Source organism: Burkholderia pulmonis (assembly GCF_984667975.1).
The window spans coordinates 1473715-1497322 of sequence record NZ_OZ480187.1 but is presented as its reverse complement, the minus strand read 5'-3'; the positions used below and the strand labels follow the sequence as shown (position 1 = coordinate 1497322).

At 66.0% G+C, this 23608-nt stretch carries 25 protein-coding genes; 14 read left to right on the top strand and 11 right to left on the bottom strand.

Features of this window, described 5'->3' with window-relative positions; all coding sequences use genetic code 11:
- The first annotated feature begins 7 nt into the window (after positions 1-7).
- Positions 8-427 (top strand): DUF6331 family protein, encoded by a 420-nt coding sequence (locus tag AC5LXK_RS23470; RefSeq protein WP_493393862.1) that lies wholly within the window; start codon positions 8-10, stop codon positions 425-427.
- Here the strand turns inward: AC5LXK_RS23470 and AC5LXK_RS23465 are convergent.
- Positions 424-1056: a LysE family translocator gene (locus AC5LXK_RS23465; protein WP_493393861.1), complete on the bottom strand. Its 633-nt coding sequence runs from the start codon at positions 1054-1056 to the stop codon at positions 424-426. The genes AC5LXK_RS23470 and AC5LXK_RS23465 overlap by 4 nt on opposite strands.
- 115 nt (positions 1057-1171) lie before the next feature.
- Between AC5LXK_RS23465 and AC5LXK_RS23460 the strand changes: the two genes are divergently transcribed.
- Positions 1172-1633, top strand: a complete 462-nt coding sequence (locus tag AC5LXK_RS23460) for an Lrp/AsnC family transcriptional regulator (RefSeq protein WP_493393860.1) — start codon at positions 1172-1174, stop codon at positions 1631-1633.
- A gap of 99 nt (positions 1634-1732) precedes the next feature.
- Here AC5LXK_RS23460 and AC5LXK_RS23455 read toward each other — a convergent pair whose 3' ends face one another.
- Positions 1733-3085 (bottom strand): collagen-like triple helix repeat-containing protein, encoded by a 1353-nt coding sequence (locus AC5LXK_RS23455; RefSeq protein ID WP_493393859.1) that lies wholly within the window; start codon positions 3083-3085, stop codon positions 1733-1735.
- A gap of 332 nt (positions 3086-3417) precedes the next feature.
- Between AC5LXK_RS23455 and AC5LXK_RS23450 the strand changes: the two genes are divergently transcribed.
- Positions 3418-3873, top strand: a complete 456-nt coding sequence (locus tag AC5LXK_RS23450; protein ID WP_493393858.1) for a cupin domain-containing protein — start codon at positions 3418-3420, stop codon at positions 3871-3873.
- A gap of 73 nt (positions 3874-3946) precedes the next feature.
- Here the strand turns inward: AC5LXK_RS23450 and AC5LXK_RS23445 are convergent, their stop codons facing one another.
- Positions 3947-4246, bottom strand: coding sequence for a hypothetical protein (locus AC5LXK_RS23445; protein ID WP_493393857.1), 300 nt, complete (start codon positions 4244-4246; stop codon positions 3947-3949).
- Positions 4247-4353: 107 nt separating this feature from the next.
- Entirely contained in the window at positions 4354-5256 is a 903-nt protein-coding gene (locus AC5LXK_RS23440; RefSeq protein ID WP_493393856.1) for a LysR family transcriptional regulator, read from the bottom strand.
- A gap of 216 nt (positions 5257-5472) precedes the next feature.
- Between AC5LXK_RS23440 and AC5LXK_RS23435 the strand changes: the two genes are divergently transcribed.
- The 3 genes from AC5LXK_RS23435 (at position 5473) to AC5LXK_RS23425 (ending at position 9369) form a co-directional block, all read left to right on the top strand.
- Positions 5473-7242 carry an adenine deaminase C-terminal domain-containing protein gene (locus AC5LXK_RS23435; protein ID WP_493393855.1) on the top strand — a complete coding sequence of 590 codons (1770 nt, stop codon included), beginning with the start codon at positions 5473-5475 and terminating at the stop codon, positions 7240-7242.
- Between the two features lie 182 nt (positions 7243-7424).
- Positions 7425-8135, top strand: coding sequence for a YczE/YyaS/YitT family protein (locus AC5LXK_RS23430; RefSeq protein ID WP_493393854.1), 711 nt, complete (start codon positions 7425-7427; stop codon positions 8133-8135).
- A 151-nt stretch (positions 8136-8286) separates the two neighbouring features.
- Positions 8287-9369, top strand: coding sequence for a porin (locus AC5LXK_RS23425; RefSeq protein ID WP_493393853.1), 1083 nt, complete (start codon positions 8287-8289; stop codon positions 9367-9369).
- A 102-nt stretch (positions 9370-9471) separates the two neighbouring features.
- Here AC5LXK_RS23425 and AC5LXK_RS23420 read toward each other — a convergent pair whose 3' ends face one another.
- Positions 9472-9720 (bottom strand): hypothetical protein, encoded by a 249-nt coding sequence (locus AC5LXK_RS23420; RefSeq protein WP_493393852.1) that lies wholly within the window; start codon positions 9718-9720, stop codon positions 9472-9474.
- Positions 9721-9849: 129 nt separating this feature from the next.
- Here AC5LXK_RS23420 and AC5LXK_RS23415 point away from each other — a divergent pair, with 129 nt between their 5' ends.
- Positions 9850-10263, top strand: coding sequence for a hypothetical protein (locus tag AC5LXK_RS23415; protein WP_493393851.1), 414 nt, complete (start codon positions 9850-9852; stop codon positions 10261-10263).
- Positions 10264-10291: 28 nt separating this feature from the next.
- Here AC5LXK_RS23415 and AC5LXK_RS23410 read toward each other — a convergent pair whose 3' ends face one another.
- The 5 genes from AC5LXK_RS23410 to AC5LXK_RS23390 form a co-directional block, all read right to left on the bottom strand.
- Positions 10292-10819, bottom strand: coding sequence for an acyltransferase (locus AC5LXK_RS23410; RefSeq protein WP_493393850.1), 528 nt, complete (start codon positions 10817-10819; stop codon positions 10292-10294).
- Between the two features lie 2 nt (positions 10820-10821).
- Positions 10822-11766 (bottom strand): electron transfer flavoprotein subunit alpha/FixB family protein, encoded by a 945-nt coding sequence (locus AC5LXK_RS23405; protein ID WP_493393849.1) that lies wholly within the window; start codon positions 11764-11766, stop codon positions 10822-10824.
- Positions 11767-11782: 16 nt separating this feature from the next.
- On the bottom strand, positions 11783-12532 hold the full coding sequence (locus tag AC5LXK_RS23400; protein WP_493393848.1) for an electron transfer flavoprotein subunit beta/FixA family protein: 750 nt from the start codon (positions 12530-12532) through the stop codon (positions 11783-11785).
- A 37-nt stretch (positions 12533-12569) separates the two neighbouring features.
- Complete coding sequence (locus tag AC5LXK_RS23395; RefSeq protein ID WP_309289741.1) at positions 12570-13358, bottom strand: SDR family NAD(P)-dependent oxidoreductase; 789 nt, start codon at positions 13356-13358, stop codon at positions 12570-12572.
- A gap of 61 nt (positions 13359-13419) precedes the next feature.
- Complete coding sequence (locus AC5LXK_RS23390; RefSeq protein ID WP_493393847.1) at positions 13420-14256, bottom strand: alpha/beta fold hydrolase; 837 nt, start codon at positions 14254-14256, stop codon at positions 13420-13422.
- A 137-nt stretch (positions 14257-14393) separates the two neighbouring features.
- On the opposite strand from AC5LXK_RS23390, the gene AC5LXK_RS23385 reads away from it, so the two are divergent.
- The 6 genes from AC5LXK_RS23385 to dmpG all read left to right on the top strand — a co-directional run bounded on the left by AC5LXK_RS23385 (position 14394) and on the right by dmpG (position 21162).
- Positions 14394-15173, top strand: coding sequence for an SDR family oxidoreductase (locus AC5LXK_RS23385; protein ID WP_493393846.1), 780 nt, complete (start codon positions 14394-14396; stop codon positions 15171-15173).
- Positions 15174-15328: 155 nt separating this feature from the next.
- The gene (locus tag AC5LXK_RS23380; protein WP_493393845.1) at positions 15329-16894 is read left to right on the top strand and encodes a DUF1302 domain-containing protein; all 1566 of its coding nucleotides are present in this window, start codon (positions 15329-15331) and stop codon (positions 16892-16894) included.
- 38 nt (positions 16895-16932) lie between these two features.
- Complete coding sequence (locus AC5LXK_RS23375; protein ID WP_493393844.1) at positions 16933-18315, top strand: DUF1329 domain-containing protein; 1383 nt, start codon at positions 16933-16935, stop codon at positions 18313-18315.
- Between the two features lie 103 nt (positions 18316-18418).
- On the top strand, positions 18419-19201 hold the full coding sequence (dmpE, locus tag AC5LXK_RS23370) for a 2-oxopent-4-enoate hydratase (protein WP_493393843.1): 783 nt from the start codon (positions 18419-18421) through the stop codon (positions 19199-19201).
- 13 nt (positions 19202-19214) lie between these two features.
- Positions 19215-20114 (top strand): acetaldehyde dehydrogenase (acetylating), encoded by a 900-nt coding sequence (locus AC5LXK_RS23365; protein WP_493393842.1) that lies wholly within the window; start codon positions 19215-19217, stop codon positions 20112-20114.
- Between the two features lie 16 nt (positions 20115-20130).
- Positions 20131-21162, top strand: a complete 1032-nt coding sequence (dmpG, locus tag AC5LXK_RS23360; RefSeq protein ID WP_446901625.1) for a 4-hydroxy-2-oxovalerate aldolase — start codon at positions 20131-20133, stop codon at positions 21160-21162.
- Positions 21163-21308: 146 nt separating this feature from the next.
- Here the strand turns inward: dmpG and AC5LXK_RS23355 are convergent, their stop codons facing one another.
- A complete protein-coding gene (locus AC5LXK_RS23355; protein WP_493393841.1) occupies positions 21309-21593 on the bottom strand; it encodes an HU family DNA-binding protein in 285 nt (94 codons plus the stop codon).
- A 646-nt stretch (positions 21594-22239) separates the two neighbouring features.
- On the opposite strand from AC5LXK_RS23355, the gene AC5LXK_RS23350 reads away from it, so the two are divergent.
- Complete coding sequence (locus AC5LXK_RS23350; RefSeq protein ID WP_493393840.1) at positions 22240-23316, top strand: porin; 1077 nt, start codon at positions 22240-22242, stop codon at positions 23314-23316.
- Positions 23317-23608 lie beyond the last annotated feature (292 nt).

The following is a 23608-nucleotide window of genomic DNA, read 5'->3' as shown; positions in this document are numbered from 1 at the left end:
GCCGGCGATGAACGGAAACGCGCACGAGAACGATATCGGCATCGGTCAGGATCGCTGGATCGCATGTGGCACGTTAACCGGCGACCTGGCGCGTGCGGCCGATGTCGACCCGCATCTGGCAGCCGTCATGCCGTTGATCGACGTGCTGGAGACCCGCTGCGTCGCCGGATGCTGCGGCATCGACGCGTTCGGCCTCTGGCCGGACGAAATCGCCGTGGCGCTCGACACACGGCATCCCGATGCGCTGACACGGCTCACCGACGATCTGCTGTCGGTCCGGCGTGCGATCGAGGCATTGCCGTCCGATATCGTCGTCAGCACGCGACTGAACCAGTACTTTCGAAAAACGGTGATGGTCGAGCTGCTCATCCATCTCCGGACGACGGTCGACACGATCCGGTCGACACGCGCCGCACCACGCGGCTAGATCAGCCCGCGCACGCCCGCGACCAGCTGGATCGCGCCGAATATCGCGACGACAGCCGCCGACACGCGCGACAGCCCGTGCATGAACGCGAGCGACAGTTTCGTGCGCAGCGCGGCGGTCGCGCTGCTCAGACACAGCCACCACGTAGCCGAACCGATGAACACGCCGGCGACCATCCACGCCACGGCCGGCCACATCGCCCCGTCCCGCGCACCCGACAGCGGGCCGAGCGCCGCGAAGATCCCGACGAACGACACGATCGTCATCGGGTTCGACAGCGTGAGCCCGAACGTCGTCAGGAAATCGCGCAGCACGGTCGTGCGCGGCAAGTCGCGTTGCACCGCCGACGCGGCCGGCGCCTGACGTGCAATGGTCCACGCGAGCCACACCAGGAACGCGCCGCCGCCGATTTTGAGGCCGACGGTCAGCATCGGGAATGCGGTGACGATACCCGCGATGCCGAGCGCACCGAGCAGCCCGTAGATCGCATCGGCGCACGCGGCGCCGATGCCCGTCGCGAACCCCGCCCGAAAGCCGCGGCTCAGGCTGCGCTGAATGCACAGCATGCCGATCGGGCCGACCGGCACCGCGATCGACAGCCCCATCACGACGGACTTGATGAACAGCATCGCCTGCTCCTCGAGACATCCACGGGTTGAACAGGCATCGTAGGGAAAGTCCCGTCACCGCTGAATGCGGTTTTTAAGGAAAAATGGTGACTCCACCTTAAAAACTCCCGCCGCGATGGACGATCTGGACTGGAAGGTAGTGTCGCTGCTGCAGGCCAACGGCCGCGTCAGCTATACGGAGCTCGCGCGCCAGGTTCACCTGTCGGTGCCGGCGGTGACGGAGCGCGTGAAGCGCCTCGAAGCGGCCGGCGTCGTCGAAGGCTATACGGCGCGGATCAATCCGGCCGCGGCCGGCTATCCGGTGAGCGCGCTGATCGGCATCACGGTGCCGCAACCTGCGAAAGCGAAGTTCCTCAAGCTGCTGGAGACGATCCCCGAAGTCGTCGAATGCCATCACGTGACGGGCGCGGATTCGTACGTGATGCGGTTCGTCGCCGTCAGCATGATCCATCTCGAACAGCTGATCGAACGCATCAACCTGTATGGCGAAACACGCACGTCGATCGTGATGTCGACGCCGCTGCCGGCGCGCGGGCTGGCGCGGCCGCCGTCGAAGCTCGACGACCCGCGCCGGTAGCGCGCCGGGATTTCATCGCCGTCTGACGGCGACGGCCGGTGTCGATCCTCCGTCACCGGCCGTTCGGCCCGTTGCCTGTGTACGATCGGTATCGATCGGCTATTTGCCGACCGCACCACCGAGCAGGCCGCCCACCAGCGACGTCACCGGCGCGAGCGGATTCGCGAGACTGCCCAGCGGCGAGCCGCCGCCCGTACCGGTCGCGGAGCCGTCGTGCACGGTCGCCGGAATGCCGCCGACCACGCTCGTCACCAGGCCGGCGATCGGCACCGCGCCGTTCGCGCCGCCCGGATTCACGAGGCCGCCCGCATTGGTCACCGTGTTGCCGACCGCACGGACGAGCGTGCCGACCGCGCCGACGAGCGGCTGCGGCGAGGCGGACGTCACTTTCCATCCGGCCGACGTGATCGCCCCGCCAACCTGTCCGAGCAGGCCCGCGACCGGCTGCCCAAGGCCCGTTGCGGTGCCGACCTGTTGCGTGAGCTGGCCGGCCGTCGTCACGAGCGGCGTGATCGCCGTGCTGATCGCCTGCGTCGCCTGCTGGACCGGACCCGACGACAGGGCCGAGCCGAGCATCGCGCCGCCCGAATTCAGGCCGCCGGCCACCGTGTCGAGCAGGCCGCCGACCGGGGCCGTGATCGGCGCGAGCGGCGACAGCGGGCCGGAGCCGAGCGCCTTCACCGTTTCGCTGAGGCCGTTGACCGGGTTGCTGGTCGAACTGACGATCGTGCCGAGGCCCGATACCGTCGTGCCGACCGGGTTCGTCGCAAAGCCGATCTGGCCGATACCGTTGCTCACCGCGTTGGAGGTATCGCGAATCATCGTGCCGGCGCCGATGACCGTGTTGCCGAGCCCGGCCGTCACGTCCTTGCCGACGGGGGGCGTCACGCCGGTGATCGTCGTGCCCGCCGCCATGACGACGCCACCGACGGAACTGATGATGCCGTTCGTACCCGGCGTGCCGCTGCTCGAACCGCTGCTGCTCGTGCCGCTGCTGCTTGTGCCGCTGCTGCTCGTGCCGCTGCTGCTCGTGCCACTGCTGCTCGTGCCGCTGCTGCTCGTGCCGCTGCTGCTTGTGCCACTGCTGCTCGTGCCGCTGCTGCTTGTGCCGCTGCTGCTCGTGCCACTGCTGCTTGTGCCGCTGCTGCTCGTGCCACTGCTGCTTGTGCCGCTGCTGCTCGTGCCGCTGCTGCTTGTGCCGCTGCTGCTCGTGCCGCTGCTGCTCGTGCCGCTGCTGCTTGTGCCACTGCTGCTTGTGCCACTGCTACCGCTCGTGCCACTGCTGCTCGTGCCACTGCTACCGCTCGTGCCACTGGTCCCGCTCGTGCTCGTCCCGATGTTGTTACCCGGCAGCGTCGGCGCCGTCATGTCGCCGCCGCCGCATGCCGCCAGCGCGCACGCCGCAGCGATGGCCGCGAGCGCGACATTCGCGTTGATGAAATGATTGTGCATGGAAGTCCCCGTCCGTTTTTTAGCTCGATCATTCCAACAAGCATCTACCGTGCCATCGCCATCAGGACCGCTGACGATCCGGCCATCGCACCGGCTCGCGCCGTCCCTGCGAGCGACGCCCGGCACCGTCGCCCGCTCGATCGGTGCACGCACACCTTACGTTCCTGTAATTCACGCGTAACACGAATCCGGCGTTACGTAGCATCGCGCGGCAAATAGCCGGGCACGTCGTCGCCCTCCTTCGAGCGCACCCAACGGTGCTATCGTCGATACCTCCCCGACAACCCCGCCATCGGCACCACCGGCGCCCCGCCCCCCGGACCAGACAGACGATGAACAATCCGCGAGAAATCCTGACCGCCGCCGAGATCACGGCAATGGCGCCGGAGCATTCCGTCCATCCGTTGAACGCGAATGCCGCGCGCCTGAAGCGATCCCTGGGTGACGCGACCGGGTTGACACAACTGGGCTTCCATCTGATGACATTGATGCCCGGGCACGAATCGACCGAATATCACCGGCATCTGTACGGGGAAGAATGCGTCTACGTGCTGTCCGGAATCGGCGAGGCCACCATCGACGGCCATACCTGCCCGGTCGGCCCGGGAGATTTCATGGGATTCCCGCGCGGCGGCCCCGCGCATACGATGGTGAATACGGGCACGCTGCCGCTGGTGTATATCGTCGCCGGCGATCGCCCGGAACACGACGTGTGCGACTACCCGAGGCTCGGCAAGCGGCTGTACAAGGCAGGCGCCAACAAGGTCTTCGTGGATCACGACGCGTAACCGTCCGCGGCGCAATCGCCGGAAAAATCGTCGGGTTGCGCCGCGTCGCGCGTGTCGGGGCGGCCTCAACCTCTCACGCGAACAGCGACGCGACGATCGCGCACCACACCGCACCCGCCCCGCACAGAAACACGCGCCGCGCGACGAACATCCGCGACTCGTCATCGGGCGTTTTCATCGGCGATGTCGCGAGAAACGGCACACTGGCGAGGCACGCGAAACCGGTGAGCGCGGGCAGGATCACGACGTAATCGCCGAAGCGCCAGGGCAGCGCTTCGTGCAGGCCCCAGTAGCCGAGAAACAGCATCCCCATCGAAAACATCGTCGCGGCGGCCGAGCTGAGCGCGACCACCGATCCCGTCGGAAATTGCATGGGAGCCTCCCGTCGCGCGGCACGCGCGATGCCGGATCATTATCCCGGCACGGACGGGCAAAACACAACGACAGTCGACGTGCGCGAACCCGTCGCACATGCGTCGCTCAACCGCTCATCTCGCCGAGGATCGTCATGATCTCCTCTGCCAGCAGCAGGCTCGCGAGCCCCCGGCCGTGCTTTTCGCGGCGCACGAGTGCAAGTACGTTGCGGCTGAATGCGCGATCGCGGATCGGCCGGTAAGTCAGGCTCTCCTGGCGGTATTCCTCCGCGATGTCGAACTTGCTCAGGAACGCGATGCTTTCGCTGGCCGCGGCGAGCCGCTTCATCGTCTCGATCGAATTGGTGCGGAACGCGGGCTCGACGTCGATCCCCGCTTCCTCGAACGTATCGGCGACGATCCCGTGCATCAGCATCGCGCGATCGGCAAAGATCAGCGGATACGACGCGCAATACGCGAGCGGAATCGACTCCATCCGCGCGAGCGCATGCGTCGGCGAGATCACCGCGCCGAGGCTCGTATCCATTTCCCACAGGCTTTCGAGCTGCGGCGACGGCGGCAGGTTGAAGCCGAGGCCGAGGTCGGCCTCGCCGCTGGCGAGCGCATCGGCAATTTCGCGCACCGACATCACGCGAATCGAAATCTTGACGTGCGGATGCTGTGCGCAGAAATTCACGGCCGCCGTCGACGCGATGCCGCTAGCGAGGCCGGTGACCGTCGCGATGATCACCTCGCCCTTCTGCAGCGTGTTGAGGTTGCGGATCTCGGCCTCGACCTGCCGGTACTCCGACATCGTCCTGCGCACGTGGGCCAGCAGGATCTCGCCGGCCGGCGTCAGCCGCAGCCCGCGCGGCAGGCGCTCGAACAGCGGCTCGCCGATCTCCTCCTCGAGCAGCAGCACGTGCTTGTTGATCGCGGACGGCGCGACGTGAAGCTTCTCGCCGGCCGCGCGGATCGAGCCGCACCGGGCGACCTCGTCGATATAGCGCAGCAATCGTGAATGGAGCATGGTCGCCGGTCTCCTGGAGTCGGCAAAGCGTACTCGAAAAGCGCACGCTCCGCGCAGAAAACGCTGCTTTTTAGAAACGGTGACTTCGGTTTTCATTACTCCTGTCGCGTTCGTGGGCCGACGGCACTGCCCGGCCGGTACGCGCACGCTGCGGCGACCGCGTTTGGTGCGGCGCAAAAAGCAGGTTCAAACCAACCGATGAAAGCGAGACAAGTCATGTACCAAGCAGTCAGCGAGAGAACGGCCGGCACCGCCGGACAGCGTGACCAGGTTGCCACCCACTACGACCAGGTGCGTGCGATTTTCGACATTCTCAACGGGAAGAAGGAAGCCGATCTCCTGCTTAAGAATCTGAACATCCTCGACGTGCACAGCGAGACGGTCTACCAGGGCTCGATCCTCGTGTACGACAAGCGCATCGTCGCGCTGAACCCGGACGAAACCGCGATCCGCGTGCGCGAGGTGTTCGACGGCGAAGGGCTGTACGCGATTCCCGGGCTGATCGACGCGCACATCCACTTCGATGCGCAGCTCGCGCATCCGGCCGCATTCGCCGAAGCGATCGTGCCGTGCGGCACGACGACGATCTTCTCCGAATGCCTCGATTTCGTCAGCGCGGCCGGCCCCGAGGCCGTGCCGGCCACCGAGCAGCTGTTCCGCGATCACGAACGCCTGCCGTATCGCGTGTTCGCGTTCGCGCCCGGCAAGAAGACGTCGGTCGACGTGACCGACGCGCTGCTGAAGATGGACCCGGTGATCGGCCTCGGCGAGCTCGCGCACCTGACCTACAGCGTCGGCAACGACGACGACTTCCGCAAATCGGCGCTGGGCCGCGCGAAAGGCGGCTTCATGAACACGCACTGGGGCGTGACCGCGCTGTCGGACATGATGCTGAACTACATGCCGGCGATCGGCGCGTTCGCGAACCACGACGTGTGGAAGGAAGACGACATCGAGAAGAGCGTGCGTTACGGGCTGCAGACGCAGATCAAGTTCGGCGTCGGCAGCCCCGAGGTGATCAAGATCATGCTGCGCGCGATCGTCAAGCGGAAATGGCCGTCCGAGAACTTCCAGCTGTGCGCGGACAACATCTCGGTCGATCGCCTGCTGACCAAGGGCCACATGGACTGGATCGTGTCGCTGTGCGCCGAGATGGGCATCGATCCGATCCAGGCGATCAAGATGGCGACGCTCTACACGGCACGCGCATTCCGGATGGACAACCGCTTCGGTTCGCTGACGCCCGGCCGCTTCGCCGACATCGTGCTGACCGACAGCCTGTCGAAGATCAACCCGCGCTACGTGTTCAAGGACGGCGAACTGGTCGCCCGCGACCGCAAGCTGCTGAAGCAGGCCGACGTCGACTACTCGGGCATGGTGAAGCAACCGGTGCCCGGCCTCGGCGACCTGACGCCCGCGCAACTGGATCTCGTGCCGCTCGAGGTGTCCGAGGACGGCACGCAGGCGAAGGTCTACCTGTTCGACGTGTACGGCCGCGGCCACGAGAAATTCTTCCAGGAAGTATGGGTGCCGTTCCGCGACGGCAAGGTCGTGCCGGAGGTGGCGGGCGTCACGCTCAACCGCATCGCGGTCGTGCAGCGCTATGCGAACGGCAAGCGCCACGTGGTCAACGGGCTGTTCAAGGGCGTGTCGATCGAACGCGGCGCGGTGGCGACGTTCTGGCCGGCGCCGAAGGCGTACTTCGTCGCGGTCGGCCACGACAGCGACGAGATGTGCCATTGCCTGCGGCAGGTCGATTCGTACGTGGGCGGCTGCGTCGTGACCGACGACCGCGCGGTGAAGGCCGTGCTGCCGCTCGACATCTACGGCGTGATGGCGAACATGAACCTTTCCGACCTGCTCGGCGCGACCCGTTCGATCGACCAGGCACTCGAAACGCTCGGCAACCGCAATGAGGGCGAACCCGTGGTGAACAAGCTGCTGACCCTGTTCATCTCGCTCGACCGCTTCGGTTTCATGGCCTGACGCCGGCCCGCAGGAGGAGACGACCGGCGGGCGCCCACGGGCCCCGCCGGCTATGGGAAGCGCGGATGGCACCGGCAGTTTCGCCCGGTTACCTTCATGCGTGCCCCCACGACAGCGCATCGCGCCGCCGCCAACCCGGCGCCCGACACGCGCGGCAACACGAAGACAACCAAGGGACCACCATGGCGCACCATGCAAGGGAAGCGGAAGTCATCGATACCGGCAGCCTCACCCGGCGCTGGATCACCTATGTCGTCGGTATCTACATCCTCACGCTCGGCATCAGTTTCGCGATCCGTGCCGGTATCGGCATCTCGCCGCAAAGCAGCCTGACGCGGACGATGACGCTCGTCTACCGGCCGCTGAGCCAGGGCACGTACAACTTCATGCTCGAGCTGTTCATGCTGTTCCTCACCTTCCTGGTCCTGCGCAAGGATTTCCGGGTGAAGCACCTGGCGTCGCTGATCCCGGCGTTCGTGCTGGCCAGCTGCCTCGACCTGAACCTGATGCTCACGCGCTCGATCGGCTTCCAGGACTACCTGCCGAAACTGGGCCTGCTCGCGTTCGCGGATGCGCTGCTCGCGTTCGGCCTGTTCCTGATGATCCGTGCGAACCTCGTGCTGATGCCGATCGACATGTTCGTCAACGCGATCTTCGAGCGCACCGGCTGGCGCTGGGGCGACATCAAGACGAGCTTCGACTGCACGCTGCTGCTCGTCAGCGCGGCGATCGGCCTGGCCTTCCTCGGCAAGCCCGAATTCATCCGGGAAGGCACGTTCATGAACGCGATCCTGGTCGGGCAGTACATCAAGCTCTATTTCTTCCTGTTCAGGAAGGCCAAAGGCCTGACGGCATCGCTGCAGCGGCGCGCGCTGGCGCACCGCCCCAACTAGCGCGCGTTCGCTCCGGCCGGTGTCGCGGCGCGGCCGCACACCGGTTCACGCGCGGCTTCCGCGCACTCCCCCGCATTGCATTCCGGCACCGGCGCTTCGTGCGCGGCGTCGGCTTGCGCTCGCCATCAGAAAAGAGTGAAGAGACCCCATCATGCCGATCAACCGCATTTGCCTCGCCACGCTGAACCGGATGTTTCGTCTTGCCGCCCCCGTCGCCGCGCTGGCGCTCGGGACCCACGCCCACGCGCAATCGTCCGTGCAGTTGTACGGCATCGTCGACGCATGGGCCGGCTACCAGCGCGTGCCCGGCAACCCGGGCGCCGCGCAACAGGGCGGCGGCGGGCTGTCGACGTCGTTCTGGGGATTCGGTGGCCAGGAAGATCTCGGCGGCGGCTACAAAGCCGTATTCGCGATCGAAGGCTTCTTCCGCCCGCAGAACGGCCGGTTCGGCTCGTTCGACGGCGACCCGACCTTTTCGCGCAACGCGTACGTCGGCATCAGTTCGCCGTACGGCGCACTCGCGCTCGGGCGGCAGAGCAGCCTGCTCTACCTGCAATCGGCGAAGTTCAACCCGTTCTATGCGTCGTTCACGTTCTCGCCGACGATCGTGCAGCTCTACTCCAGCCTCGGCACCTACCCCGGCTTCCCGACCGAACAGGGCGTACCGGGCGGCACGTCATGGAGCAACGCGGTCCAGTATTCGACGCCGGACTTCAGCGGGTTGAGCGGCGCGGCCATGTACGCGCTCGGCAACCAGCCCGGCGAGAACGGCGCGAAGAAATTCGCGGCGCAGGCGCAGTTCACGCGCGGGCCGCTCGCGATCGGAGCCGTCTACCAGTACCTGAACTTCAGTTCCGCGCCCGGCGATCTCGGCAAGCTGCTGAACGGCTTCCGGAGCCAGACGGCCGCGCAGCTCGGCGCATCGTACGACCTGCGCTTCGTGAAGCTGTTCGGCGAATACACGTATCTCGGCAACACGCTGGCGGGCGGCAACTTTCACGTGAACATGCTGCAGGGCGGCGTGACGATCCCGGTCGGTATCGGCCGGATCCTGGCGTCGTATGCGTATTCGCGCGACAACAGCGCGCTCGACCAGGCACGCAGCACGGCGTCGGTCAGCTACGACTATCCGCTGTCGAAGCGCACCGACGTGTATGCGGGGTATCTGTACGACCACGTGTCGAACCTGTCGACCGGTTGCACCTACGGCGCGGGCATCCGCACGCGGTTCTGACGGGTCGGGCTGCGTGGCCCGCCGGCGCGGCGCGCGGTTGCGCGGCGCCGTTCATCGTTGTCACGGATTGACAGCGATCGCGTTCGTATCGAAACGTGGCGACTAACCCGGCTTCTTTGCGGCCTGCGCGACGGCAATCCAGCCGACCACCGCAGCGGCGATCCAGCAACAGGTGATCATCAGGTCCAGATCCATCCAGCCTTCGAAATTCGTACTGTTCTCGAAACTGCAGCGCTGATGGCCCCGGACCCATACGCAGCCGCTGATCAGTTGCTGAACGTGCATGTAGGTGCTGTACACGGCAACGGCCGACGCGATGACGGCGACCCGCAGGCTGATGCTCTTCTTCATGGGCGCTGAAAGCGTGGGATGGACTCATGCCGATCTTAAGCCACCGGCGACGGGTGACGCAATCGATCGGGTATCGACCGATTGACCGGCACGCGCGAATGATAGTCAATCTCGCAACTGCAACGAGGAATGCGAATGACGCAGCAAAACACGATCGCACTGATCGTCGATCCCGACAGCGGCGGACGGATTCGCGACATCGCTGCGCGCGTGCGTCATACATGGATCGTGACGAGCGACACGAACGATGCCGTGGTCAGGCAGATCCGGGATGCACGCCGGGCGCAGCCCGGCCAAACCGCCGAGGGCGGCGTGACCACGTTCCTGCGCCATGGCGACGATCGCGAAAGCTGGTGTGCCGGAATCCTGGATACGCTGGACGACCATCACAACGACACGGCGAGCGGCGGCGGCTATGTGATTCTCGCCGTTTACGGCACGCCACTCTCCGCGCGGCTCCGTCACGCGCTGTCGACGCTCGGATTGTCCAGCTTTGCACCCACCGAAGACGGCTTTCGCGCGGTCAGGCACGACATCGCATGAACGACGGGCGGCCGCAACGCCGCCCCGCTCACCCGTCGACCGGCCGGATCGTCCGCAGGCAGTCCGCCGCCAGTTGCTGGTAAATCCGCGTGCCGTTCGCCTTCGCTTCGATCTCCGCGTCGCTCAGCCGTCGCACGACGCGCCCTGGCATCCCCGCGAGCAGCACGCCGCGCGGCACCGCGTAGCCGGCCTTGACGAACGCGCATGCAGCGACGATCGTCGTCGCGCCGATCGTCGCGCCGTCCATCACGACCGCATTCATCCCGATCATCGTGTCCGGTTCGAGCGTCGCGCCATGCACGATCGCCCCGTGGCCGACGTGGCTGTTCACGCCGAGCCCGCAGGTCTCGCCGATCCCGACATGCAGCACGCAGCCGTCCTGCACGTTGCTGCCGTCCTCGACGACGATCGCGCCGAAGTCGCCGCGCAAGCTCGCATGCGGGCCGATGTAGCAGCGTGCGCCGATCGTCACGTCGCCGATCACGACCGCGCTCGGATCGACATACGCGGACGGATCGACGCGCGGCCGCATCCCGTTGAATTCGAACAGCGGCATCGTCAGAGCGCCGCGACCGCTTCCGGCACGAGCGTGAACAGGTCGCCCACCACGCCGTAGTCGGCCACGCTGAAAATCGGCGCTTCCGGATCCTTGTTGATCGCGACGATCACCTTCGAATCCCTCATGCCGGCCAGATGCTGGATCGCACCCGAGATACCGACCGCGACGTACAGCTGCGGCGCGACGATCTTGCCGGTCTGGCCGACCTGGTAGTCATTCGGCACGTAGCCGGCATCGACTGCCGCGCGCGATGCGCCGAGTGCGGCCTGCAGCTTGTCCGCCAGCGGCTCGAGCACCTTCGTATAGTTCTCGCCGCTGCCGAGGCCGCGACCGCCCGACACGATGATCTTCGCGCTGGTGAGTTCCGGACGGTCCAGCTTCGTCACTTCGCGGCTCACGAACCGTGACGTGCCCGCATCTGCCGCCGCGTCGATCTTCTCGACCGACGCATTGCTGCCTTCCGCTGCAACCGCATCGAAACCCGTCGCACGCACCGTGATGACCTTGATCGGGTCGCTCGACCGCACCTTCGCGATCGCGTTGCCCGCATAGATCGGACGTTCGAACGTATCGGCCGATACCACCGCCGTGATCTCGGAGATCTGCGCGACGTCGAGCTTCGCGGCAATGCGCGGGGCGATGTTCTTGCCGTAGGCCGTTGCCGGCGCGACGATATGCGAGTAGTCCTTCGCGATGTTCAGCGCCGTCGCTTCGACGTTCTCGGCCAGACCGTCGGCCAACTGCGGCGCGTCGGCCAGCAGCACCTTCGACACACCCGCGATCTTCGCTGCCGCATCGGCCGCCGCTTGCGCGTTGTAGCCCGCGACCAGCAGATGAACGTCACCGCCGCCCGCTGCCTTGAGTGCCTGCGCTGCCGCCACCGCATTCAATGTCGCGGCGTTGATCGATGCGTTGTCGTGTTCCGCAATTACCAGAATCGTCATTTCGTTGCGCTCCCTGTTACAGCACCCTGGCTTCGGTCTTCAGCTTCGCGACCAGCGTCTGCACGTCCGGTACCTTCGCACCGGCCGCGCGCTTCGGCGGCTCGTTCACCTCGAGCACCGTCAAACGCGGTGCCACATCCACGCCAAGATCGCCGGGCTTCACGATTTCCAGCGGCTTCTTCTTCGCCTTCATGATGTTCGGAAGCGTCACATAACGCGGCTCGTTCAGGCGCAGGTCGGTCGTCACGACTGCGGGCAACTGAAGCGACAGCGTTTCCGCGCCGCCATCGACTTCGCGTGCAACCGTCGCGCGACCGTCGGCGATCACCACCTTCGATGCAAACGTCGCCTGCGGCAGGCCAGCCAGCGCGGCCAGCATCTGGCCCGTCTGGTTCGAATCGTCGTCGATCGCCTGCTTGCCGAGGATCACCAGTTGCGGCAGCTCCTTGTCGACCAGCGCCTTCAGCACCTTCGCGACACCGAGCGGCTCGACGCCTTCACCCGATTCGACGAGGATCGCGCGATCCGCGCCGATCGCCAGCGCCGTGCGCAGCGTTTCCTGCGCCTGCGCGACACCGACCGACACCGCGACCACCTCGGTCACGACCCCGGCTTCCTTCAACCGCACGGCTTCTTCCACCGCGATTTCGTCGAACGGGTTCATCGACATCTTCACGTTCGCGATGTCGACGCCCGTCCGGTCGGATTTCACGCCGACCTTCACGTTCGCGTCGACCACGCGCTTCACTGCCACGAGCACTTTCAACTGCCTGTCTCCTGTTCCGTTGCGCGACCGCACCGTATCAGCGCGCGGTATACCCGCCGTCGATCACGAGCTCCGCACCCGTCACGTAGCGGCCCGCCGGCGACACGAGATACAGGATGCCGGCCGCGATGTCGCGCGGGCTGCCGATCTTCGCCATCGGCACGTTCGTCTGCATGTACTCGAACGCACGATCGGGGTCCTGACCCATCTGGCGGAACGCATCCTCGAGCATCGGCGTGCGGATGTAGCCGGGATGCACCGAGTTCGCGCGGATGTTCTTCGCCGCATACAGCATGGCGTCGACCTTCGCCATCATCCGCACCGCGGCCTTCGACGCGTGATACGCGGGCACGTCGGGGCCGCCGACGATCCCGTACATCGACGACAGGTTCACGATCGACCCGCCGCCGGCTGCATCGATATGCGGAATCGCCGCACGCGTACACAGGAACACGCCGTTGACGTTCACGTCCTGCACGCGCTGCCACTGCGCGAGCGTGAGCTCGTGCGTCGGCACGTTGTGCCCTTCGATGCCGGCGTTGTTCACCAGCACGTCGAGGCGACCGAAACGCGCGACGATCTCGCCGAACACACGCGCCACGTCGGCCTCGTGCGTCACGTCGAGCGACCAGAATGCGGCCTGGCCGCCCTGCGCGCGAATCTCCTCGACCAGCGCCTCGGCCGGTTGCGACAGCACGTCGAGAATGGCCACGCTCGCGCCGGCAGCGGCCAGCGTGCGCGCCGTCTCCGCGCCGATGCCGCGCGCGCCGCCGGTGATCGCGGCTACCTTGCCGCGCAGGTCGAACAGTTCTTCGATGAGTTTCATGTTGTCTCCGTGTATTCAGGCGGCCGCTCGCCTGCGCGGCGGCCTTGAGGGGTATCCGGCGTTATCGCGTATTCCGCGTCGCCAGGAAATCGAGGCATTCCCGATTGAAATAATCGGCGTGTTCCACCATCACCCAGTGGCCGCACCGGTTCATCAGCACGAAACGCGCATCGCGGCAGCGTTCGAGGAAGGTCAGCGCGCCGCCGACCGGGTTGAAGCGATCGTCCGTGCCCCAGAAGCCGAGTATCGGGCAGCGCAGGTCGCCGAGCGCACCGGTCAGGTTCGGCACGCTCATCGTCGACAGCACTTCGGTCGGCTGCTCGACGCACACCTTCATCCGCTCGGCGACGAGCGCATCGGTGACGATCGCGGGATCGTGCACGAGCAGCGTCAGCAGTTCGCGCATCGTGTCGTCATTCATCTGGCGATTGGTGAACAGCTTCACCATCCGCTGGATCCCTTCCATCCGGAAATAGGTGTCGCGATCCTCGACGCCGCCCGGCGCCATCATGATCAGCCCGTCCACTTCGTCCGGATAGTCCAGCGCGTATTTCAGCGCGATCGCCCCGCCCAGCGAGTTGCCGAGCAGCACGGCCGGCCCGATCCCGAGCGCGGCCAGCTGCGCATGCAGCGCGCCGACGAAGAAATCGAGCGTGTAGGCGACGTCGGACGGCTTCGACGACTGCCCGTAGCCGGGCAGGTCGACGACGATCGCGCGATAACCGGCCGCAACGAACGCCGGATAGTTGTGCTTGAAGTTGCTGAAACCGCTGGCGCCCGGGCCGCTGCCGTGGATGAACACGACCGGCCGGCCCTCGCCCGCCTCGAAATGGTGCAGGCGCATGCCGCCCGGTACGTCGGTGAAGATGCCGGCCGGCGGCGTCATGGGGATCGTCATCGCGGGTTGTCTCCTTCGTCGTTCGATGGATGCCTGCCACGATGATTGCGCCGCCAGCGCCGGCCGGCATCATCCTTTCAGACTACGAAGCCGCGCGCGCTTCTTCCTATCATCGGCCCACCGAAACGGAGGCAACGATGAACGGATTCGACTACAGCGGCAAGACGGTGCTCGTGACAGGCGGCACCAAGGGCATCGGGCGGCGCGTCGCCGAGGGGTTTCTCGCGGCAGGCGCACGCGTGTTCGTCTGCGGGCGCAGCGCACCCGACACGCCGCCTTCGGCCGGCGGCCGCATGGCGGCGTTCGTCGCGGCCGACCTGCGCGACATCGAGCAGGTCGACGCGATGCTCGACACGATCCGCGACACGGCCGGCGGCCTCGACGTGCTCGTCAACAACGCGGGCGGCTCGCCGTTCGTACTCGCGGCCGATGCATCGCCGCGCTTCACCGAGTCGATCGTGCGGCTGAACCTGATCGCGCCGCTGCAGCTCGCGCAGCGCGTGAACGCGATCATGCAGCCGCAACCCGACGGCGGCGTGATGCTGTTCATCGGCAGCGTCAGCGCATCGCGACCGTCGCCCGGCACGGCCGCGTACGGCGCCGCGAAAGCGGGCCTCGTCAATGCGGTCACGTCGCTCGCGGTCGAGTGGGCGCCGCGCGTGCGCGTCTGTGCGATCAGCCCGAGCCTCGTGCAGACGGAATCGGCCACCGAAGGCCACTACGGCGACGATGCCGCGCTCGATGCGATCCGCGCGACGATTCCCGCCGGACGACTCGCGACGCCCGACGACGTTGCGTCCGCCTGCCTGTTCCTCGCGTCGCCCCACGCGTCGTACACGTCGGGCGCGAACCTGCGGCTCGACGGCGGCGGCGAGCGCCCCGCGTTCCTGTCGGCAGCCCAGGCCGACGCGCGCTGAACCACGCAAGGCAAGCGGCGCGCAACGATTCGTTGCCAGTCCTAGGGAAGTCATCTAGTTCATTTTGACGATTCCCTGCTACCGCGATCTCCCTACTCTGCCTCTCACGACAACACACACAGTCGACCGTCGTCGATACCCCCAGAGGAGACACCATGCATCAACGGATTTCGCGCCGTACCGACAAGCGGGCCACCGCCACGCTGTCGACGCTGGCCGCCGCGCTGCTGACGTGCGCCGTTCCCAGCGCGCACGCCGGCAGCACGATCGATCTTGGCGCCGACACGACGCTGGACTACACGTTCACGCTCAGTTACGGCCTCGGCATGCGCACCCGCGCGCCGAGCGGCAATCTGCTGACGCCGGCGAACATCAACGGCGACGACGGCGACCGCAACTTCGCGAAGAACAAGCTGATCGAGAACCAGGTCAGCCTGCTCGGCGAAGTGAACCTGAAGCACGACGACTGGGGTGTGTTCGTCCGCGCGGATACGTTCTACGACCAGGCCTATCACCGCCCGAACTACAACGATGCACCGGGCACCGTGAACCAGTCGGGCCAGTACAACAACTTCACGAGCGATGCGCGCTACTGGTCGGGCGGCCACACGACGCTGCTCGCCGCGTACGCATACAACACGTTCCACATCGGCCCGACGAGCCTGAACGTGAAGGTCGGCGACCAGGTCGTCGCCTGGGGCGAAAGCCTGTTCTTCCCGAACATCGCGGGCGCGCAGGGGCCGTCCGATGCAACCAAGTCGTACATGGCCGGCGCCGAGGTGAAGGACATCCTGCTGCCCGTGCCGCAGATCTCGACGCAGTGGCAGATCACGCCGAACTTCAGCCTGCTCGGCTACTACCAGTTCTCGTTCCAGCAGAACCGGCTGACCGCGCCCGGCACGTACTGGAGCTACTCCGACGTCACGGGCCCCGGCGCGCAGTACATCATCGGCCCGGGCGGGATGATCATTCCGCGCGGGCCGGACGAGAAGCCGAGCGCCAGCAACCAGTGGGGGATCGGTGCGCGCCTGCGCGTGCTCGGCGACACCGAGATCGGCCTGTACTACCTGCATTACAACGACATGAACCCGAGCGTCGTCACGACGTACTTCCCGACGCTCCAGTACCAGCAGACCTATTTCAGCAACATCAAGCTGACCGGCGCGAGCTTCTCGACGCAGGTCGGCCCCGTGAACGTCGCGGGCGAAGTGTCGTATCGCCAGGGTGCGGCCGTGCTCGTCAATACGCCGACGGGCCCGCAGTCGACCCGCGCGAACGTGGTGCAGACCAACCTGTCCGGCATCTACTCGATCGGGCCGAGCTTCCTCGCGAATTCGCAGTCGCTGATCGGCGAACTCACGTACGTGCATGCCGGCAGTCTCTCCGAGCTCGACGGCTCGACCACGCTGGCGAATTCGCGCAACGCGCTCGCGATGGAGATCGCGTGGACGCTCAGCTACAAGAACGTGTTCAACGGCTGGGATCTCGACGTGCCGCTGACCTACACGCACGACCTGGCCGGCACGTCGCCGCTCGCCGGCGCGCTCGGCTCGCTGACGGGCCAGGGCGACCACCGCGTGACGGCCGGCGTGACGTTCACGCGCCTGAGCAACCTGCAGCTGTCGCTCGTCTACGCGAAGTTCCTCGGCTCGCCGAACCCGGTCACGCGCCCGCTCGCGGATCGCGACTACGTGCTGGCCACGGCGACCTACCACTTCTGAGCGGCCCGGCCGCTCGTCATTCAGCAACGAGGATTGATATGAAACGCATTCATCTTCCCCTCCTTCGCGCGTCGGTGATGGCCGCGTGCGCGGTCGTCGCGACGGCGTCGTTTTCGAAGGTCACGCCGGACGACCTGAAGGCGCTCGACGGCCCGCTGACGCCGATGGGCGCGATGCGCGCCGCGAGCAAGGACAGCAGCGTGCCCGAGTGGACAGGCAAATGGCTCGGCACGCCGCCCGACGTGCAGTACAAGCGCGGCAGCCGCTACCCCGATCCGTACGCGAACGAGAAACCGATCGCGACGATCACCGCGGAGAACATGGCGCAGTATGCCGAGCACCTGACCGACGGCCAGAAGGCGATGTTCAAGCGCTATCCGGCCACGTTCAAGATCAACGTGTACCCGAGCCATCGCGACTTCCGCTACGCGGATTCGGTGTACAAGGACATCCGCTCGTACGCGCCCGATTCGACGATGACGTCCGATGCGAACGGCCTCACGAACGCGCCGCCGACGGTGCCGTACCCGATCCCGAAAACGGCCGCCGAACTGCTGTGGAACCAGCGCTTCTCGTCGGCGATCGGTGCCGAGCAGGCGACCTACGACCAGGCCGTCGTGTACTCGGACGGCAACATCGCGTGGGGCAAGGTGCGCTACGACATCTACTCGCCGCGCAACTCCGGCAAGTTCGACGTGAAGAGCGACCTGAACAACCGCACGTACTACCGCAACGCGACGGAACTGCCGCTGTCCGACCGCGGCTCGTTGATCGTCGGCTTCACGAACTGGGACAAGGCCGGCGCGGACAACTCGTCGCGCACGTGGATGTACAACCCCGGCACGCGGCGCGTGCGCCAGGCGCCCGAATACGGCTACGACCAGCCGCAAGGCCCGGGCGGCTTCCGCACCGTCGACGACGACCGCCTGTACAACGGCCCCGGAGACCGCTACGACTGGAAGATCGTCGGCAAGCGCGAGGTCTACGTGCCGTACGACAACTACAAGGCGATGGACAGCTCGGTGAAGTACGCCGACCTGCTGACCAAGGGCCACGAGAACCCGTCGTACATCCGCTACGAACTGCACCGCGTGTGGGTGCTGCAGGCGACGCTGAAGAGCAACTACCGTCACCAGTACGCGAAGCGCGTGCTGTACATCGACGAGGATTCGTGGATGACGCTGCTCACCGACAACTACGATGCGCGCGGCCAGCTGTGGCGCACCAACGTCGCGACGACGCTGTACGCGTATGACGCGAAGGTGTTCTACCCGGGCGTCGTGTTCTACCACGACCTGATCTCCGGCGCGTACATGGCCGACCGTCTGACGAACGAAGGCCCGATGCCGAAGCTCGACAACAGCCCGCAGTTCAACGAGGCGTATTTCTCGCCGGATGCGATCCGCAGTTCGGGTAACTGACGTATCGACCGACGCGGCACGCCCGCGTACCCCGCGCCGGAGCCCGCGCTCCGGCGCACGACGCCGCCCGCGACGGCGGCCTTTTCCATTCGAGGGCCCTTTCATGTCTTCCCGCCTGCATACGACGCTCGGCGACGAGCTGTACGCCGCGTGGCACGCGCGCGCCCCGGTCGCGCCGCTGTCGAACCGTCCGCGCCGGCTGTCGCTCGACGACGCCTACCGCATCCAGCAGCGCTTCATCGAGCGTCGCGTCGAACACGGCGAAGCGGTCGTCGGCAAGAAGATCGGCGTGACGAGCCAGGCCGTGCAGGACATGCTGAACGTGCGCCAGCCCGATTTCGGCATCCTGCTGTCCGGCATGCACTACGCGGCCGGCGAGGCGATTGCCGCCGATTCGCTGATCGCGCCGCGTGCCGAAGGCGAAATCGCGTTCATCCTCGCGCACGACCTGCGCGGCCCCGGCATCGACCGCACCGACGTGATCGCCGCGACGGCCGCCGTCGCGCCCTGCTTCGAGATCGTCGATTCGCGCATCCGCGACTGGGCGATCCGCATCGAGGACACCGTCGCCGACAACGCGTCGTGCGGCGTGTACGTGCTCGGCGACGCGCGCGTCGATCCGCGCACGCTCGATCTCGCCGCATGCGAGATGACGATCGACAAGAACGGCGAGCCCGTCGCGCAAGGACGCGGCGACGCGGCGCTCGGTCACCCCGCCGATGCGGTGGCATGGCTCGCGAACACGCTCGCCGCGTACGACGTGCCGCTGCTGGCCGGCGAGATCGTGCTGTCCGGCTCGCTCGCGAAACTGATTCCGGTCATGGCCGGCGACACGCTGTCGATGCACATCTCGGGCATCGGCGGCTGCGACGTCCGCTTTATCTAAAGGAAGAATCCTGATGAAGAAAATCAAATGCGCACTGATCGGGCCCGGCAACATCGGTACCGACCTGCTGATCAAGCTGCGCCGCTCGACGGTGCTCGAGCCGGTGTGGATGGTCGGCATCGATCCGGCGTCCGACGGCCTCGCCCGCGCGCGCGAGTTCGGCCTGAAGACCACCGACCAGGGCGTCGACGGGCTGCTGCCGCACGTGGCCGACGACGACATCCGCATTGCGTTCGACGCGACGTCGGCGTACGTGCACCGCGACAACTCCGACAAGCTCACCGCGCTCGGCGTGAAGATGATCGACCTGACGCCCGCCGCGATCGGCCCGTACTGCGTACCGCCGGTCAACCTCGACGCGCATCTCGACAGCGCGCAGATGAACGTGAACATGGTGACGTGCGGCGGCCAGGCGACGATCCCGATGGTGTACGCGGTGTCGCGCGTGCAGCCGGTCGCGTACGGCGAGATCGTCGCGACCGTGTCGTCGCGCTCGGTCGGCCCCGGCACGCGCAAGAACATCGACGAATTCACGCGCACGACGTCCGGCGCGATCGAGCAGGTCGGCGGCGCACGCAAGGGCAAGGCGATCATCGTGATCAACCCGGCCGAGCCGCCGCTGATCATGCGCGACACGATCCACTGCCTGACCGACGGGCCGCCCGACGTCGACGCAATCACCGCGTCCGTGCACGCGATGGTCAAGGAAGTACAACGCTACGTGCCCGGCTATACGCTGAAGAACGGCCCGGTGTTCGACGGCAATCGCGTGTCGGTGTTCATGGAAGTCGAAGGGCTGGGCGACTACCTGCCGAAGTACGCGGGCAACCTCGACATCATGACCGCCGCCGCGGCCGCCACGGCCGAGCGTTTCGCCGAACAGATGCTGGCCGCGACGGCCGCTACCGCTTGAGTCGAGGAGTCACACGATGTCACTTGCAGGCAAGAAGATCACCGTCCACGACATGTCGCTGCGCGACGGGATGCACCCGAAGCGCCACCAGATCACGCTCGACCAGATGCGCAACATCGCGCGCGGGCTCGACGCGGCCGGCGTGCCGCTGATCGAGGTCACGCACGGCGACGGCCTCGGCGGCGCTTCGGTCAACTACGGGTTCCCCGCACATACCGACGAGGCGTACCTGAGCGCCGTGATTCCGGAGTTGAAGCAGGCGAAGGTGTCCGCGCTGCTGCTGCCAGGCATCGGCACCGTCGAGCACCTGCGCATGGCGCACGAGCTCGGCGTCGGCACGATCCGCGTCGCGACGCACTGCACCGAGGCCGACGTGTCGGAGCAGCATATCGGCCTCGCGCGCACGCTCGGGCTCGACACGGTCGGCTTCCTGATGATGGCGCACATGTCGCCGCCGGAGCAGCTCGTCGTGCAGGCGAAGCTGATGGAATCGTACGGCGCGAACTGCATCTACATCACCGATTCGGCCGGCCACATGCTGCCCGACGACGTGACCGCGCGAATCGGCCAGGTGCGCGACGCGCTGAAGCCGGAAACGGAACTCGGCTTCCACGGCCACCACAATCTCGCGATGGGCGTCGCGAACTCGGTTGCAGCGGTTGCCGCCGGTGCGAACCGGATCGACGCGGCTGCGGCCGGCCTCGGCGCCGGCGCGGGCAACACGCCGATGGAAGTGTTCGTCGCGGTGTGCGACCGGATGGGAATCGAAACGGGTGTCGACGTGTTCGCGATCTCGGACGTCGCCGAGGATCTCGTCGTGCCGATCATGGATGCGCCGATCCGCCTCGACCGCGATGCGTTGACGCTCGGCTATGCGGGCGTCTACTCGTCGTTCCTGCTGTTCGCGAAGCGGGCGGAGGCCAAGTACGGGATTCCGGCGCGCGACATCCTCGTCGAGCTGGGCCGGCAGCGGCTCGTCGGCGGCCAGGAGGACATGATCGAGGATGCGGCGCTGACGATGGTACGGGCGCGGGAGGTGGCAGCGTAATCGCTTGACCGCATCGCCGGTCGGACGGGACGGGGCGCATGCCCCGTCTTTTTTTGGAGGGATGGTTGTTGCGTCGGACGGCTTGTCGCGTGAACCGTGCCTTTCGATGTGGATCGCCGGTACGGCCACCGCCTCGCCGCCGCGGCTTACTTCTTTACCGTATTCACCGCACTCTTGAATGCCGTGCCCGCGGTGAACTTGACGGTCTTCACCGCCGCGATGCGGATCTCCTCTCCCGTCGACGGATTTCTGCCGATGCGGGCCGCTCGCTTCCCTTGCCGGAACGATCCGAAACCGACCAGTTGAACGGCCCCGCCGGCGGCTACCGCGCCGACGATCGTATTGATTACCGTGTCCACTGCTTCAGTGGCCGCGACCCGGTTCAACCCGGTCGAAAAAACCACGGCATCAACCAATCCTTGCTTATTCATCACTGGCTCCTGCGTCAAAGAAAAACCGGTATTCGCATTACCGGACTTGTTGTATCCGCGATGTCCTGCTGCGACTCGCGCAGCGTGTGCCGTGCCAACGGCCGGCCGTTCGGGACCGCGCTGGCCGGCCACGCTGTGGCTGCCATCATCAGTACCCGTGCAAGGCTGCACCGAAATGGCGCATCGCGCGTCGTCCAACCGGACCATGTTGCAACAATGGCAATCCGCCTGTCAGGCACCCGGAAAACACGGCCGGCCCGCTTCACCCGTGTCTTCCCGGTATTGCAAGTAGGCGGCCGATCCGGAAAATGGTAATTCTTCGCCAATATCGGCTGCGCAAGAAATCCATCGCATAAATGGCCCTGTATGAGCGTATACGCCGATATCGACATGCATCCCGGCACATATCCCTGACTTATACGGCTTCGCGTATACGCATGATGCCCTTCGTCCAATGGCTCATCGGAAACAACAAATTTACGATTCAACCTCTTTCTCATGACGCAATTCCGATGCGGCTGAATCACACGGGTCATTCAACCTCGATCCCGCCTCGCACCACACACAATCGGATTCCCGCTCTTAGCCTCGGGCAATGCATTACTCGAAATCAGTCAGCCCGTCATCAATCAATACAGGAGACCTCATGAAGTCATTCGCCCGCCGTGCATCGCGCACGTCCGTCACACTGATCGCCGCGGCCGCCTGCGTGGCGGCCGCCGTGCCCGCCCATGCGCAGTCGAGCGTGTCGCTCTACGGTCAGGTCGACGAATGGGTCGGTGCAACCAAGTTCCCCGGCAGCGACCGTGCATGGAACGTGGGCGGTGGCGGGATGTCGACGTCGTACTGGGGGATGCATGGCGCAGAGGATCTCGGCGGCGGCTACAAGGCGATCTTCACGCTGGAAAGCTTCTTCCGCGCGCAGAACGGCCAGTACGGCCGCTTCCAGGGCGACACGTTCTTCGCGCGCAATGCGTACGTCGGCATCAGCTCGCCGTACGGCACGGTGACGGCGGGCCGACTGACGACGCACCTGTTCCTGTCGACGATCCTGTTCAACCCGTTCTACGATTCGTACACCTTCTCGCCGATGGTGTATCACGTGTTCCTCGGCCTCGGCACGTATCCGACCTACCCGAGCGACCAGGGCGCCGTCGGCGATTCGGGCTGGAACAACGCCGTGTCGTATTCTTCGCCTTCGTTCGGTGGCCTGAACTTCGGCGCGATGTACGCGCTCGGCAACCAGGCCGGGGACAACGGTTCGAAGAAATGGAGCGCGCAGTTCAACTATGCAAACGGCCCGTTCGCGGCAACCGCCACGTATCAGTACGTGAACTTCAACAACGGCCCGCAGGACCTGAACGCACTGGTCGCCGGGATGAAGAGCCAGGGTATCGCGCTGGTCGGCGCGACCTATGATCTGAAGGTCGTGAAGCTGTTCGGCCAGTACATGTATACGAAGAACGACCAGGTCGCGGGCAGCTGGCACGTGAACACCGCGCAAGGCGGCGTGTCGGTGCCGCTCGGCGCGGGCAGCGCGATGGCGTCGTACGCGTATTCGCGCGATGCGGGCGGCCTCGACCAGACGCGCCAGACCTGGGCGGTCGGGTACGACTATCCGCTGTCCAAGCGCACGGACGTCTACACGGCGTACATGAACGACCGCATCAGCGGCCTGTCGAACGGCAACACGTTCGGTGCCGGTATCCGCGCGAAATTCTGATCGCGGCGTCATGTCTACCGTCCGGAACCGGGGATCGCATCCGCTTCGTCATCCCGGTTCCGGACGCATCTAACGCATGCGTGGCATGCCCGCCGCGTCACTGTCATCCCAGACACCGCCGCACTTCCTGCGTCCGGTGGACCCGCAGATTTTCCCTTTGAACCGCGACCCCGGCGCGCCGGCACGACAGCCGATGCGCACGTTGCATACGGTTCGTGCGGCAAACCGGCCGCAACGCATGACCGGACACCCGCCGCGTTTTTCGATGTGATCCTGGGCATGGTGCTTGCGC